Below are 13,917 nucleotides of genomic sequence, written 5' to 3' on the forward strand. Positions count from 1 at the left end.
ATGCTGCCGACCATTCTCGATCTCCCAAGCCTTCGAGCCGCATACGCCGCCGGCATGACGCCGCTCGATGTCATCGAAGCGGTGATCGCCCGACGGGCCGCCTCCAAAGATCCGGCGATCTTCATCGCGCCCACGCCGGACGACGATCTGCGGGCCGCTGCCCGTGCGCTGATGGCGAACGTCCCGGAACCGAACAGCCTGCCGCTCTGGGGTATCCCCTTCGCCGTCAAGGACAACATCGACGTTGCCGGCCTGCCGACCACCGCGGGCTGTCCGGCCTACGCTTATAGTCCGCAGCGAGATGCCACGGTCGTTGCCCGGTTGAAGGCGGCCGGCGCCATCGTCATCGGCAAGACCAATCTCGACCAGTTCGCAACGGGGCTTAACGGCACGCGCTCGCCGCACGGCGCGCCGCGCTCGGTCTTCGATGCCGAGTATATCTCCGGCGGATCGAGTTCGGGGTCGGCGGTCACGGTTGCCGCCGGTCTCGCTACCTTCGCTTTGGGTACCGACACCGCAGGTTCCGGCCGTGTTCCCGCCGCCTTCAACAATCTCGTCGGCATCAAACCGACGCCTGGGCTGCTGCCGAATACCGGCGTCGTTCCGGCATGCAGAAGCGTCGATTGCGTCACGATCTTCGCGGCAACGGTTGGTGACGGCGTCGCCATCCGCAAGGTCGCGGAAGGCTTTGATGCAGCCGATGCCTTTTCGCGAGAAGCGAAGCCGGCTTCATTACCCGTGTCCGGTCTGCGTGTCGGCGTTCTTGCGGGCCTTGAACGGGAATTCTTCGGCGATGCAGGTGTCGAGCAGCTCTACGATCAGGCGATTGAGAGGGCGAAGATCCTAGGTGCAACCATCGTGGCTTTCGACTATGCACCCTTCCGCGAGGCAGCGGCCCTTCTCTACGACGGTCCCTGGGTCGCCGAGCGCCTTGCCGCTGTAGAAGGTTTCCTTGCCACCAATGCCGACGATTTCGATCCGACGGTGCGCGCCATCATCGAAGGTGCCAAGGGCAAGACGGCGGTGGAGGCCTTTAACGGCCGCTATAGGCTGGAGGAGCTACGCCGCAAGACCGAGGCGGAATGGCAAAAGGCCGACATCCTGCTGCTGCCGACCGCGCCGACGACCTACAAGGTCGCCGACATGCTTGCCAATCCTGTTGTCCTCAACGGACGGCTCGGCCGCTACACCAATTTTGCCAATCTGTTGGATTGTGCGGCAATCGCTGTTCCAGCGGGTTTTAGCGACAGCGGTTTGCCGGGCGGCGTGATGCTGGTTTCTCATGCGTTTGCCGACGACGCGCTTGCGCCCTTCGCCGACGCGCTGCACCGTGCTGCCGTCTCCGGTATGGGTATCGACCGCAATGCCATCCTTCCGGGGGCAAGCCGTGTTGTTGTTCCCGGTGAAGGCTTGATCGAGATTGCGGTGGTCGGCGCGCATCTGAGTGGCATGCCGCTCAACCACGAACTCACCGGTCCCGGCGGCCGGCTGGTGAAGGCCTGCCGCACGGCCGGCGATTACCGCCTTTACGTCTTGCCCAACACCACGCCGCCGAAGCCCGGCCTCATCCGCGAGCCTGGATACAAGGCGCAAGGGCTCGAGGTGGAGGTTTGGGCGCTGCCCGCCGATGCCTTCGGTCGGTTCGTGCAGAAAATTCCCGGCCCTCTCGGAATTGGAAAAGTGGAGCTCGATGACGGCACCTGCGTTTCAGGGTTCCTGTGCGAGGCTCATGCTGTTGCCGAGGCCCGCGAGATCACCGATCTCGGCGGATGGAGGGCGTATCTGAGCGCGGGGAGATGACGGATAGCGATCTAGAGGGGACAAACCAATGAAGCTCGTACGGATGATCCTGCGCCTGATCTACGACGGAATGAACGCGCGTGCGTCACCAACGAGACAACCGGAGCCCGCGTCGCGCCGGGCAGTCAACCGCCCGGGCTGTTTCGGCGGCCATAAAAAGGAGTGAGACGATCGCGACGTCGTTCCTGCCGCCCAGAGGCCTCTTGCCATAGGGCACAGATTCTTGAGGCGGCCAGATTGACGCCTGGATAGGTTACTCCGGTTGCGCGCCTTCCAACCTCATACATGCCAGCTGTTCTTCAGGCCCGCCCATCGAACCTACGCAATAGCTGGGCAAGTTACTCCAGGTCGGCCTCTTGCTATCGTTCGATGCGCATTTCGACGAGATTGCCTTTTCGGGCGATCGCTTCAGCCACCTTCGCTGGGCCTGTCTCTATGAGGGCGTAGACAAAGCCATCCCTATCGTCCCGGCCGGGATTCAGCGAGGGCGCTCTGTCAGTGCCGAGGTGGGCTCGTCCATAAGCGGTCGCTATCGGAACGGCAGCTTAGTGCTTCAAATCATCTCGAAACCGGACCGACTGCAATCGGCCCAAGGCTGCCTGACCGGAATGCGCCTCATGGCGGCCATTCGACATGCGTCTTGATGTCCCCGAAACCGGCCGTTCTCGAAGCACGAACTGCCGGCTGCAATGGCCGCGACGGCGGCCGACAAAATAACAGCTTCGGATTTGCTTAGGACGACGCGGCGATTTGTGGCAATCGAAGCGCCACCACCGTTCAGCATGACGCTCAGGCATCAAAATGAACGATTTCGCGCGCTAAAGCTGACCTGCGGGATCGCGGCGTCGGTATCGGCAGCTTTAAGGGACCAGTAGGATACGCCCCTTGATCCCCCCTGTTCGAGCGCGGCATGGGCACGGGAGGCATCAGAGAGTGGCATCGTTGTCCACTTGGGCGTCTGCATAGCCGCGAGATGACGCCATCACTGAGTTCGGGCGATGAAAATACTCCGACCGCGACCTAAGCCGAAGAAGGCTTATCCGAACAGCGATCGGTTCGGAGAGGACGGAAAGCGCAATTACAGCGCCTACGCTGCTGCGGACACGAAGAAGCCCGTCAATCGGCGCAAACGGCAGCGCCGCCTCATGCTCATAGCTGGAGCGTCAGTCGCCGCGGTTCTCAGCGCCTTGGTCTACCTGATCGGTGCCGGCTAAGTGGCTTGCATATAAGTCTTTACTTATGCAATATCCGCTACGTTCATGGCGGCGCGGCATGCTGGCACGGACGGGCTCTCACCCCTGCGATATTCACGCCATTGCCCGCATGTGCGGCGTCAAGCTTCACGACAGTGCCGACAATCGATCGAGCGGCCGCAAGCCGGGGCACTGCTATTGCAAGCCGACGGTGCGTGCGATCGGGCGCCGGCATGGCGAGGCGCACCTGGCGATGGTGCTCAAATTCACCAACTCGACCGGCGACAACGGACGTGAGTTGCGTGCGGCCACCCTGCAGGCGGTTTCCGCGGTGCTGCTCTCCAGTCTCGTCGAAACTGGCGCGGATCTCTTCCTCGCTTTGGATCAAATAGACCTTCGCCGCCTCAGGCAGACCGCCAAGACGCTTCCGGGCAACACGGCCGACATCATGGCCGGCGCGCTGCTCGCGCTCCTCACCGGGCCTGCAATCGCGGGGCGAGCCGAATGCTAGCCCGAACCCCAATCACCGAGGTCGAGATCGATGGCGTTGGCGTCTATCGCTTGCCCAATCAATGGCAGGGCCACCGGCTCCGGCGGCTTCGTGGAGAGGAGCGGCATAACGCCGTGCTGGCCTTGGGGCTTGGCATGACCGTCCGGCAATTCCTGAAGCTGCCTGACAACCTCCAGGCCGAGGCGCACCGCGCTTATCTGATGTTGATGTCGCCAAGCGATGTCGTGCCGCTGGCAGATCCGGCGCCGGCCGAGACTCGGGTGATCCCGCGCGGCCACCTGTCGCTCGACCAGAAGATGGCGATCGGCCGCTGGCTTCTGCACAACAAGGCGGCATTGCCGCACGGCCATTTCGGGCCATGGGTGGAGAAGCAAGAAGGGCTTTCCCGCAGCATGGCTTTGCAATGCATGCGGCTGGCCACAGGGACGCGCCAGGAGGCGCGGGGCTGGCCCTTTCGGCGGGCGGTGTAGGAGAGCGAACAAGGGGAGCGCGCGCCGGCGAGGCTCGCAGATGCCCAAATAGGAGAAAAGCCCGGCGCGTATGCAAAACCGGGCTTTCCTTTGTCGCTTCTACTCAAACGGGCCTGCGACACGTCGGTGGAGACGTGGGCTACTTTTTCCCCGGGGGACCAGCAGGATGAGCAGGACGCACATGGCCGTGCGAACCGCAAGATTTAGCAATCGCCCTGGAGTTCAAGCTTGTACCGAGCAGGAGGGTTACGGCAGGCGGCGTCACCGCCGCGAAACGCCCCGCCTTCTTGAGGAAATCTCGGCGCGCCTGAGTTTCTGACGCAAGGCTCTTGAGCGTATTTTCCGAAGCCTTAATTTTTCTGGCTGCCATGGCGATAACTCCTACAACCTCAATGGGTTATTACGTTAGCATTTCCAATACTGGCTTCCGACTCAGCCTTAAGACGTACCAGGCGCGTGATTCGGATTAATCGACTTCCGCCGGCCTCACTCCGGCGCCGCCGCCATTCTCGGCGATGAACTCGACACTGGCCGATTCGAATGAGCGCTTACTGCCACAGCGAGGCGCCAGAGCGCGGGAGAGGCTTCAACGGTTGACGGACAGCAGCCGGTGGGAAGCCCGCTGGTGAGGCTGGTAGCGCCTATGACGATCTCCGGCCATTCTTTTGCACCGATTGGTCGATAAAGAGCGCCCCATGGACATCCGGTTGAAACGGACGATTGCTGTCTACGTATTGACCATTGGGTTCACCGCTGACGCGGCGAGGGCTTTCGAAAACACTGCAGAGCCCGTCCACAATACGACTACGCCTGTATTCATTACTCGCGAGAACTGGACACTTGAGGGGGCTGTCGAGGGCATCAAGGAACAATGGATCGAGATGCCGTTCATCCGAGCATGGGCTTATGCGGAAGCGATCGACCGATATTGCTTCCCTGCAAAATCATACACCAAAGTTGTGGGCGTCGGCATTGAGGAAGCGGCTAAATCGCAGGACAGATTTAGCCCTGGAATGCTTGCCAGTGCTGAGCACGATGCAGCGGACCATTTGCGAGGCGAGTATCTGGCTTGCGCCCCTGCGATGCGCTTCATTGAGGATACCGTCGTTCGAATGCCGGAGCTTGAGAACCAGCTCACCACAGCGCAGTTGCGACTGAACGACGCCAGGGCCGCCATCGCTAAGTCTTGCGCTCTAAGAGCCCGGAAGCGTTCCCCACCACTCAAGATATGCATCGGCGGCTACTTGCCCGATTGATGCGGCCCGCAGCGAGCCGGGGAACAGCGGAGCGGAAACGCGCTGGCGGGGGGAGGTCTCGCTTTCTCGAAGGCTCAACAAGGCGACCCGCTGGCCTCCTCCGTTCGCACTGAGATCAAAATTGGAAGGGGGATGATCGGATTACCTGCGAAGCGGGACGCCGGAACCTAAGCGACTGGCACACGCGGAATCAACTTCCTGGACCAGTGGCTGGCCAACAACGTCCCTGAGACGACGAAGGCCGATGTCATCTCTGTTGACGAACTCACGCAGAAGCTGATCGCGGACGCCAAGGTGCACGGCATCAAGCGCGGCGAGATCGATGAAGAGGTCGACAGCCTCTATCGAACCATCCTCGACGCGATTGTGCATTACGACCCTGGCCTGCCCGAATAGCAGCGGCGAGCTTCGGCTTACATCTGGGTGGTGTCACGTTTCAGGAAGCAGCAAAAGGTGGAGCACAAGCCGCGCACGCGTACGCGTCCACCGAATGTGACATTAGCGCAACCTGATTGAGCTAACGAACGCACGAACTGAACAGTCGCTTGACGATCAAGGCAGACTGCGACAGCGTTTGCCGTACGGGGGTAAGCGGCGCACGGCTCGTCGAGAGCTAGTAAAAAGGCGGGGGCCTTTCTCGACGAGCCTGCCTCGGGACCTGGCGCTCGAGCGCTAGACGCCAGCGAGCAACGCAGCGGTGCTCGCGGCGATGCCGCCGAGCGAGCCGATGTGCCGAAATTCGTTTCGCGCGGACGGGCGCCGCGCGCGTCGGCACAGGAGCGGGCGGAGGTTCCAAGCATCATCTCTCATTTGAACCGAGCGTCTGCTTCACGATCCATTCGACTGGGAGCGGCCTGACCGGTTTCGGCCCCAAAGCTGCCGGACGGCAATGCGCCTCTTATCGAGCATTGAGACCAACGTCGCTGTGCGCTCAGAAACGGACCCTCGCGATCCAGAATCGTTTGCTGGACGGATCAGCAAGCGCGGCGAGCAGCCGACGCGCTCGGCCGAAGGGTCTAGCACCTGGTCGGTGATCGGTCCGACCTCCCAAGCCAATGTCCGCCTGCCGCGCTCCACGTTATTGCAAAACGTTCAAATTTGAGCTTCCGCACTCATGCTTTGTCGAGGGTACCCCTGTAATCACTTAAACCGTCTGCGCCGTAAGTTTAGCCGTTTTGAATCGCCGTCGGCGACGATGACGACGAAATAGGAGAACGCAATGACTCGTAATCACGTTGAACGTCTTGGAGAGTTCAGGGAAATCCTGGTCGCGACTCGACGCGAAGGAGTCCGCAACGTGCACCATACTCGCGACGCAATGCGGGCCAGTGGCTTTCAGATCGGGGACAGCGATGGCGCCAGCTACGGAGCCGAATTAAAGGCGCTCCAAGAGGAAATTGAGGCAGTCGATCGCGCCATCGAAGACGAGAAGCGGTTGGCCTTGGCCCTTGAGAGCGAGACGCAATCCCGCCGACCGGCTAAACCGAGAATCGTGAAGGGAACATAGAGTCAGGTATGGCCCTTAGCGCCCGTCGCGTCGATCGCCTGTAGGGGTCGTTTTCGCCGTGGCGAGCGCCCCGCTTCTGGCGCAAAGCGGTCGGCGCTACCAGGATGCTACGGTCGGCTTTCTATCCCCGTCATCCCGAAAGCCGACGTTCCGCTTCCGGCCCCAGAGCTGCCGGGCCACAACGCGCCTGATGTCGGTCGCCGTGTATTATCTTGCCCTTACTTAAAGCTGACACCTACTTGACAGCATCCGCGACTCAAGCCGATTCCGGCATCGAGTAGCGCGGTATCGGCAGGGATGATCACGGTGCTTTTTTTGATCTCGTGGCAGCCGGCCTTTAGCACTTAGCGCCGGCTGAAGCGGCATGAGACCCGGCATTCAGTGTGTCGGCAAGCCTGGCTTCATCTACGGCGAGACTTCACAATGCGGCCGATCTGGACCAGATTCAGAATCACAAAGAAAACGTTCCAGCCGACGACGTTCATGAGTGGCGCCGGCTGGCCATAAAAATACACGGCGAGGCAGATTGCAGCCGCTGTGGTGAGAATCCTCAGCCGCAAGATGTCCAGCGTGAAGTAGGCGATCACATACATGACGTTCGCCACGTTTATCAAAAGTTCCATTTCCCTGGTTTCCAATTGGTCTGGGCACTCAGACGAGACGGTCCTTGAAGTGTTCCCGAACAGCATGTGCGATCGCACCGCGGCGAATGCCTATGTCCTTCAGGATGTGGTCAGGCAGTTCGTGCAAAGCCTTCTCGGCCCTGCGTGCTCTCAGACCGATCGAAACGCGCTTCAGGTAGTGAAACATTGGTTTTCTCCATTCGTGCGGAATCGCGGCACCGGAATGGGGCATGCCGTCCAAGCGCCGTCTGTTCATTGTTTGCTGATTGGATGACGCTGCCCCGCTTTGATCAGGCGAGGCAGCGACTGGCGGCCTCAGGCGGCCGCTGTTATCGGATCATTGCGAATGATGACCGTGTCGGCGACCGGGTAAAATTCCTCACCGGGCATGCCAACGCGCTTGGCGTGATCGCGGATGGCCTCGCCGTCTTTGGCTTCGTAGATGCAGAAGGTGCCGATGCGGCCATCGGGTTCGTGCACGACATAGCTGCGGATCCAGCTGACCGTACCCGACATCTGTTCCTTGGCGACCTTTGCCGATTTGGCGCCGGCGGCTTCGAGTTCCTGCAGTGATGCCCAAGCGCTGGGGCGGCGGATAACAAACAGGTTCATGATCTTTCCCTTTCGATTTCGCGCCAACCCTTCGCGGCGCTGCTTATTGCCAGGCGTGTCTGCTTGGCTGGGGAAAGATTACCTTCAGGGAGGACTGATCATCCTTATCGGGACCTGATCTCTGGCTGATCTTTCGCCAGCACCGCCGATAAGCTCGATCGGCGGCTCGTCCTAAAAAGGAGGGCGGATTGGATCAGCGGGTGAGTTCTTGCATGGAACGATCGCCAACCGGCTGGCTTTCGCGCGAAAAATCATGGCGAAGCGTTGCGGCTTCCTTTTCCAGGCGCCGTGATCCCAAATGGCGGGCCGATCTCTCGGCTGCGGTAATCTCCACTTTCGCACCGCTGATGTCGCCCGAACGCAACAGGGCACTGGCGAGCTGCAGCCGAACCCTTGCCGCGTGATAATCGACGCCTGCACTGGTCCAGAGCTGCCGGGCCAATAGCAGAAGCCGATTTCCGTTTGGGTCGCCTGGCTCGCAAAGTGCTGCCTTGGTTTCGGCTATCAATGCCTGCGTTGCCGGTTGCCGCCAGCGTTCTGGCTGCGCATCGATTTCTTTGAGATAGATTGACGCTTGGTCAGAGCGCCCGCCGCGTGCTGCAATGCAGGCCGCGTTCACCAACAGGTTTCCGCGTCGCTGCAGATGGAACCACGACGTCCCCTGCAGAGCCCGGTCGATTGCGGCAAGCGCCCCGTCCAGATCGCCGGTTTCGAATAGAAGCACAGCATTGCCCGGCTCCGCATCCCAGCCCAGCGCATAAGCCTGATCGTAGTCGGCGCGCGCTGATTTAAGGTCGCCGATCATGGCGAAGATATCGCCGCGGACACGGAAGCCTTCGCCGAGCGACCAGGATTCCTCTAAGGAAAGCTTGGGCAGCGCTTCGTTTATGCAAGTCAGGGCTTCCGGCAATACCTGCTGCGCCGCGACCACTTCAGCGCGATGAAGGTCACACGCACCCGAGGTCTGCGCAAAACTTACGGTGCACCAACTTTCAAAGCCTTCGCTCCACTGGCGGGCACGAGGCCAATCGGCATATGTCCTGCAGCTCCAAAGGATATTGCAATAAACAAGGCTACCGGTGATCGGGTCAACCTGGCTCGACAAGGCGATCGCCGCCGCATGATTCTGCTGCTCGCTGCCCTCCGCGATCTTGCCGAGGGCGAGATTGAAAAATCCCTTATACGTCAAAGTCAGAGCCCGCAGGCCGGGATCGTCGCAATTCTCAGCTATCGCGTGAGCGGCTGATGCCAGTCTCAGCGCTTCCTCAGGCCGGCCGCCGGAAGATGCCAGGCGTGACCTCATCCACAGCAGATATGCCTGCGTGCTATCGTCTTTTGACTGGGAAAGAAGCGACGCTGCACGTTCCAGCCATCCCTCGGCTACGGCACCTGATCCGCGCTCGGCCTGGATCTTTGCGAGTGTGATAGCGGATCTGGCGGCGCGGGCGAAGTCGCCAGCCTCGACATGAGCTGCCACCGCGCGGTTCAGCACGGGGATCGCCTCGGTTGGCCGCCCGCCACATTCGACGACCAGCGCCCAGAGATCGACGTCAGCAGGAGAGAGACCTTCATCGTCCGCCAAATTCGCAAAGAGTCTTGCAGCCGCGCTCCAATCGCGCAAGGCTGCCAGCTTGCGCGCCTTGGCAAGCGTGTCGTCCCCTTGCAGAGAGGCAGGCCGCACGTAGCCCAGTCCCGGATCGTCGATGGCGAAGCGATAGCCGTGGCGAACGTAGCTGTGTATCGCGTCCTGCAGGCCGCCTGCCGCAAGCGCCTTGCGGGCGAGGCTGACCACGCGCTGAAGCGATGCTTCAGTCACGATGACATCCGGCCAGAGAGCGTCCATCAACTCGTCCTTGGGTACGACCCTGCCGGCGTTGCGCACCAAGTACACCAGCAAATCAAAGACAAGCGGCTGGATTTTCTGCCCAACGCCGCTTAGCGACAGCTTGCGGGCAGCTTCATCAAGTTCAAATTGTCCGAATGCGTGTTGCATCGACCCTTTCCAATGCAACAATCTACCTTATCAGTTTTGACTATGGGAGAGGCCTGGGCCGAAAGGTGGCAAGGCTTAAGCTGGGTCAGTAGCCAACGCCACTTTAGCCATAGCCCACCGAAAACTGGACAGTCCGCTCCCGGCCCCGTTGCGGCCATTTAGCAACTGGTCTGATTGGCCGCCACGCGTCTCGCACCAACTCGACGCCAGCTCACCAGACGTTATTTCCTTCGTAGTCGATCACGGTCGCCGCAACCTCACGCCCGGATGATTGCCATTCGTAAATTCAACACCCTCGGCCTCAAGAACGGCACGAATTTTGTCCTGGGTTTCATCGGAAACGACGGCGGCGCGCTCACTTTCGCTCTCACATCGTTTTACCGTCGGAACAGAAACACCGGCCCTACGGGCAAGCTCCGATTGTGAGAGAGCTTTCAACGCAGGCTCGCAAAGCAGTGAGGGTGAACGCAACCTCTCATGTCAAGCGTCGGCCAGCTCACCTGTTGTCCGGTCTGCTCCGCAGCGGCGTTTGCGGTTCAGGTCTGTCGGTTCACGATCGTGATAAGACAGGCAAGACGCGTATTCGGTGCTCGGCAGTTCGAGAAAGCGGGAGCTGCTCCAATCGGCGCATCTATCTGCCCGAGATCGAAAAGGCGGTCCTTGATGGCATGCGCGACCAACTGAAAGCCCCCGACCTCATCGAGGCATACATCCGCAGATACAACCAAGAGCGCCGAGAATTGTCCGCACAGGCGAATGCGATGCGCACAGCGCTGCAAGGCAAGCGCGATCGGATAGAAGGCGAACGGCAGCGCACGATCGATCCTGTGATCAGGAGCGTCATTGCTGAAGAGGATGCCAAGCAGCATATTGCAGCACTCAAGACGCAGCTTTCCGAGGTAGAGGCACAGCTCTCCGGTCCCGATGCGCCGCCGTCACCCGTAGCTCTCCACCCTGCGACCTTGCAGCGTTACATCGAAACCGTCGACGGCCTTTCAAAGGCGTTGGCCGACCACGCAACTGCTGCTGACGACCGTGGCCCGCTGATCCAAAACCTTCGAGGACTTGTTCATAGTGTCACCGTGCACCCCAAGCGGGCACGTGAGGGCTTCGAAATCGAGGTCAAGGGCCAGCTTGCCGCCCTTGTAGGCGGGGCCGCATTTCCCAATGCACGGTATACTGAAAAGCCCACCGGACTAGGCAGCTGCTTCAACGCTGCCGTAACGTACGATAGTGGGTTGGAAGTGGTAGCGGGAGAGGGACTTGAACCCCCGACCCCAGGATTATGATTCCCGTGCTCTAACCAACTGAGCTACCCCGCCAAGGCGGCGAAAAGCCCGAAATCCGCCTTAAATCGAAAGGCATTTCGAGGCGTTCGCCAAGGTCGCGCGGATATAAGGTTGGGAGGGCGAGCCTGTCAAGCTTCGAAGCATTCTATATCACCGCATATTCTCATTGCCGAAAAAGCTTTGCCGCGTGGACATTTGGTTGCAACCGCCGGGGTTGAGTTCGAAGGGGCACGTCGCTATGTCTCGGCCACGAGTTATTAGAGTTTGAAACAGATGAAGCCGCGCATTGCAGTCCTCGGTTGCGGATACTGGGGCAGCAACCACATCCGCACCCTCAAGGCGCTCGGCGCGCTGCACGCGGTTTCCGACGCCAACCGGGCGCGTGCCGAAGGCTTTGCCAGCGAACAGGATTGCCTGGCAATCGAGCCCGACCAGCTGTTCGTCCGTGACGATATCGACGCCATCGTCATGGCCTTGCCGCCGCAGTTCCATGCCGATCTTGCCGTACGCGCCGCTGAAAACGGCAAGGACGTGCTGGTTGAAAAGCCGATCGCGCTGACCGTGCCGGATGCTGAGCGCGCGGTGCAGGCGGCCAAGGACAATGGCCGCGTCTTCATGGTTGGCCACGTCCTGCGTTTCCATCCCGCCTTCGAGACACTGAAGGGACTGATCGACAAGGGCGAACTCGGCGAAGTCCGCTACATCCACTCGCACCGGCTTGGCCTTGGCAAGTTCCATACCGAGAACGATGCGCTGTGGGATCTGGCGCCGCACGATCTGTCGATGATCCTGGCCATCACCGGCACCGAGCCGATCGAGGTGCGCGGCGAGGGCGCGGCGCTGCTCGACAATCTCAGCGATTTCGCGCATCTGCACATGCGCTTTCCCAACGGCCTGCGCAGCCATCTTTTCACCTCGCGGCTCAATCCCTATCGCGAACGGCGGCTGACCGTGGTCGGCACCAAGGCGATGGCGGTGTTCGACGATGTCGAGCCGTGGGAGCGCAAGCTTGCCGTCTACCGCCATGCGGTCTGGCAGGACAGCGGCCAATGGGCGTTCACCACCAACGAGCCGTCTTATGTCGCGGTCGCGCAAGGCATGCCGCTGACGCGCGAGCTGGAGCATTTCATCCAGTGCATCGAGACACGCGCCGAACCGCGCACCAGCGGCGAGGAAGCGATCAGGGTGCTGCGCATCCTGACGGCAGGAACGGTCACCCACACCAAGTCTTGAGAGACCTCTCTGATTGGGGTCGTTGAGGTCAAGATGCTCCTGCACTTTTTTCTGGACCGTTCCGTGGGTCACTCGCTTCTCTTCGCGGTCGGCGCTCTGGCCGCCGCATGATGGGGTCAGGAGAGCGAGGCGTCTCAATCTGTTTCACGACTTTGCCGAGTTTTGGCCGGCAGGTTCGGGACTCTCAACGAGATCGCCTCGCCCATCGTCCCCACGGAACGATCCGGGCATCGCCCTTTCGGGCGAAGGCTTTGTTCGTGTTGCGTGTTCCTTTGATTGGCCTCGGTTCACGCCGCCACCGCGGCAGGCTCCTTTCCAAAGCGGAATTCGGTTGCCTCGGCCCACATGCGATGCAGGATGACCGCCAGCTTGCGGGCCACCGCCACCCGCGCCCGCGCCATGCCCCGGCGCCCGGCGATGGTCATGCCCCAGGCCCTGAGGCTCGACCACTTCTTCGATCGCACGAGCAGCGAATGCGCTGCCTCGTAGAGGGCGGTGCGGGCGAGTTCATCGCCGCAGCGGCTGACCCTTCCCTGGATGTCGGTCTCGCCGGACTGGTAGCGCGCCGGCGTCAGCCCCAGATGCGCCCCTACCGCCCGCGACGAGCCGAACCGCTCCGGCCGGTCGATCGTGGCGCGGAAGGCAAGCGCGGTGATCGGCCCGACGCCCGGCGCGCTCATCAGCCGCCGGCAGACTTCCTCCTTGCGCACGATATCGAGAACCTGCTTGGTCAGGCGGGCGAACTCTCCCAGCATGACGGCGAGGATCGCAAGCAGCGGCTCGACCATCGCCATCATCTGGGCGTCGGCGCCGGCCAGTTCCCGCACGCGGCCGGCAAAAGCGCTGCGCGACGGCAAGCCCAGTTTGACGCCGGCCTCGCGCAGCATCGCCCGCACCACGTTCTCGATCGAACGCATCTCGTTCAGCACCGTGCGGCGGGCAACCAGCAGCGAGCGCCAAAGCCGGCACTGCCGGCTCTTGACGTGCACCTGCTGATACCAGCCGGTGCGCATGATCTGCGCCAGCGCGCGGGCGTCATTGCGATCGGTCTTGTTGGGCATGGTCTTCATCGCCGCATTGGCCTGCCGCGTCTCGATGCAGATCGCCGGCAAGCCTTCGGCGTGCAATCCATCGTGAAGCCAGGCCGTCAGCGAGCACGCTTCCAGGCCGATCCGCTCAAGCGGCAAGCCGGTCCCCTTCAGCGCTTCACACAACGCCTGCGGATCGCTCAACGCTCTCGCCTCCTTCACGATCCGGCCAGTCTCGTCGACAATGCAAATAGAGGTCTCTTCCAAAGACACGTCCAGTCCGGCAAAGTACTTCATGGCTGCTCCTTCCAAATGTTTGTGGCGACTCACATCGACCACGTTTTCACATTTCGACAGGAGCAGCCGCCATCATCTGGCTCGGCCGAGACCCCAATCACCCCA

The 13,917-nt window shown here is 61.2% G+C and carries 14 protein-coding genes and 1 tRNA gene; 8 read left to right on the plus strand and 7 right to left on the minus strand.

The features are described from left to right. From atzF to AC56QX_RS12785, 3 genes are all read left to right on the plus strand, one after another. The gene (gene atzF, locus AC56QX_RS12775) at positions 1 to 1,800 is read left to right on the plus strand and encodes an allophanate hydrolase (RefSeq protein WP_497116334.1); all 1,800 of its coding nucleotides are present in this window, start codon (positions 1 to 3) and stop codon (positions 1,798 to 1,800) included. A gap of 1,272 nt (positions 1,801 to 3,072) precedes the next feature. Next, entirely contained in the window at positions 3,073 to 3,504 is a 432-nt protein-coding gene (locus AC56QX_RS12780) for a hypothetical protein (RefSeq protein WP_497116335.1), read from the plus strand. After that, positions 3,498 to 3,974 (plus strand): hypothetical protein, encoded by a 477-nt coding sequence (locus AC56QX_RS12785; protein ID WP_497116337.1) that lies wholly within the window; start codon positions 3,498 to 3,500, stop codon positions 3,972 to 3,974. Before AC56QX_RS12780 ends, AC56QX_RS12785 begins: the two co-directional genes overlap by 7 nt. A 139-nt stretch (positions 3,975 to 4,113) precedes the next feature. Here AC56QX_RS12785 and AC56QX_RS12790 read toward each other — a convergent pair whose 3' ends face one another. Further along, positions 4,114 to 4,344: a hypothetical protein gene (locus tag AC56QX_RS12790; RefSeq protein WP_497118078.1), complete on the minus strand. Its 231-nt coding sequence runs from the start codon at positions 4,342 to 4,344 to the stop codon at positions 4,114 to 4,116. A 325-nt stretch (positions 4,345 to 4,669) separates the two neighbouring features. Here AC56QX_RS12790 and AC56QX_RS12795 point away from each other — a divergent pair, with 325 nt between their 5' ends. From AC56QX_RS12795 to AC56QX_RS12805, 3 genes are all read left to right on the plus strand, one after another. Beyond that, positions 4,670 to 5,230: a hypothetical protein gene (locus tag AC56QX_RS12795; RefSeq protein ID WP_497116338.1), complete on the plus strand. Its 561-nt coding sequence runs from the start codon at positions 4,670 to 4,672 to the stop codon at positions 5,228 to 5,230. 189 nt (positions 5,231 to 5,419) lie between these two features. Beyond that, positions 5,420 to 5,626: a DUF768 domain-containing protein gene (locus tag AC56QX_RS12800; RefSeq protein WP_497117743.1), complete on the plus strand. Its 207-nt coding sequence runs from the start codon at positions 5,420 to 5,422 to the stop codon at positions 5,624 to 5,626. Positions 5,627 to 6,449: 823 nt separating this feature from the next. Continuing rightward, positions 6,450 to 6,737 (plus strand): hypothetical protein, encoded by a 288-nt coding sequence (locus AC56QX_RS12805; protein WP_023785323.1) that lies wholly within the window; start codon positions 6,450 to 6,452, stop codon positions 6,735 to 6,737. Positions 6,738 to 7,138: 401 nt separating this feature from the next. On the opposite strand, the gene AC56QX_RS12810 is transcribed toward AC56QX_RS12805, so the two are convergent. The 4 genes from AC56QX_RS12810 to AC56QX_RS12825 all read right to left on the minus strand — a co-directional run bounded on the left by AC56QX_RS12810 (position 7,139) and on the right by AC56QX_RS12825 (position 9,965). Then, positions 7,139 to 7,360: a hypothetical protein gene (locus AC56QX_RS12810; RefSeq protein WP_497116340.1), complete on the minus strand. Its 222-nt coding sequence runs from the start codon at positions 7,358 to 7,360 to the stop codon at positions 7,139 to 7,141. 28 nt (positions 7,361 to 7,388) lie between these two features. Then, positions 7,389 to 7,547, minus strand: coding sequence for a DUF1127 domain-containing protein (locus AC56QX_RS12815; RefSeq protein ID WP_497116341.1), 159 nt, complete (start codon positions 7,545 to 7,547; stop codon positions 7,389 to 7,391). A gap of 128 nt (positions 7,548 to 7,675) precedes the next feature. Further along, a complete protein-coding gene (locus tag AC56QX_RS12820; RefSeq protein WP_497116343.1) occupies positions 7,676 to 7,972 on the minus strand; it encodes a nickel-binding protein in 297 nt (98 codons plus the stop codon). A 193-nt stretch (positions 7,973 to 8,165) separates the two neighbouring features. Beyond that, complete coding sequence (locus AC56QX_RS12825) at positions 8,166 to 9,965, minus strand: winged helix-turn-helix domain-containing protein (RefSeq protein WP_497116345.1); 1,800 nt, start codon at positions 9,963 to 9,965, stop codon at positions 8,166 to 8,168. 461 nt (positions 9,966 to 10,426) lie between these two features. On the opposite strand from AC56QX_RS12825, the gene AC56QX_RS12830 reads away from it, so the two are divergent. Continuing rightward, the gene (locus tag AC56QX_RS12830) at positions 10,427 to 11,254 is read left to right on the plus strand and encodes a recombinase zinc ribbon domain-containing protein (RefSeq protein WP_497117744.1); all 828 of its coding nucleotides are present in this window, start codon (positions 10,427 to 10,429) and stop codon (positions 11,252 to 11,254) included. Here AC56QX_RS12830 and AC56QX_RS12835 read toward each other — a convergent pair. Then, positions 11,211 to 11,287 (minus strand) — tRNA-Met (locus AC56QX_RS12835). The two genes, AC56QX_RS12830 and AC56QX_RS12835, sit on opposite strands and share 44 nt — an antisense overlap. A 240-nt stretch (positions 11,288 to 11,527) precedes the next feature. Here AC56QX_RS12835 and AC56QX_RS12840 point away from each other — a divergent pair. Further along, the gene (locus AC56QX_RS12840) at positions 11,528 to 12,487 is read left to right on the plus strand and encodes a Gfo/Idh/MocA family protein (protein ID WP_027043946.1); all 960 of its coding nucleotides are present in this window, start codon (positions 11,528 to 11,530) and stop codon (positions 12,485 to 12,487) included. Between the two features lie 287 nt (positions 12,488 to 12,774). Here AC56QX_RS12840 and AC56QX_RS12845 read toward each other — a convergent pair whose 3' ends face one another. Continuing rightward, a complete protein-coding gene (locus AC56QX_RS12845; RefSeq protein WP_497116346.1) occupies positions 12,775 to 13,812 on the minus strand; it encodes an IS110 family RNA-guided transposase in 1,038 nt (345 codons plus the stop codon). Positions 13,813 to 13,917: the final 105 nt, after the last annotated feature.

The organism is Mesorhizobium sp. RCAM 06353 (assembly GCF_059683585.1).

Coding starts and splice junctions, on each gene's coding strand:
- atzF (WP_497116334.1), top strand. CDS start 1: ATGCTGCCGACCATTCTCGATCTCCCAAGCCTTCGAGCCGCATACGCC.
- AC56QX_RS12780 (WP_497116335.1), top strand. CDS start 3,073: ATGCTGGCACGGACGGGCTCTCACCCCTGCGATATTCACGCCATTGCC.
- AC56QX_RS12785 (WP_497116337.1), top strand. CDS start 3,498: ATGCTAGCCCGAACCCCAATCACCGAGGTCGAGATCGATGGCGTTGGC.
- AC56QX_RS12790 (WP_497118078.1), bottom strand. CDS start 4,344: ATGGCAGCCAGAAAAATTAAGGCTTCGGAAAATACGCTCAAGAGCCTT.
- AC56QX_RS12795 (WP_497116338.1), top strand. CDS start 4,670: ATGGACATCCGGTTGAAACGGACGATTGCTGTCTACGTATTGACCATT.
- AC56QX_RS12805 (WP_023785323.1), top strand. CDS start 6,450: ATGACTCGTAATCACGTTGAACGTCTTGGAGAGTTCAGGGAAATCCTG.
- AC56QX_RS12810 (WP_497116340.1), bottom strand. CDS start 7,360: ATGGAACTTTTGATAAACGTGGCGAACGTCATGTATGTGATCGCCTAC.
- AC56QX_RS12815 (WP_497116341.1), bottom strand. CDS start 7,547: ATGTTTCACTACCTGAAGCGCGTTTCGATCGGTCTGAGAGCACGCAGG.
- AC56QX_RS12820 (WP_497116343.1), bottom strand. CDS start 7,972: ATGAACCTGTTTGTTATCCGCCGCCCCAGCGCTTGGGCATCACTGCAG.
- AC56QX_RS12825 (WP_497116345.1), bottom strand. CDS start 9,965: ATGCAACACGCATTCGGACAATTTGAACTTGATGAAGCTGCCCGCAAG.
- AC56QX_RS12840 (WP_027043946.1), top strand. CDS start 11,528: ATGAAGCCGCGCATTGCAGTCCTCGGTTGCGGATACTGGGGCAGCAAC.
- AC56QX_RS12845 (WP_497116346.1), bottom strand. CDS start 13,812: ATGAAGTACTTTGCCGGACTGGACGTGTCTTTGGAAGAGACCTCTATT.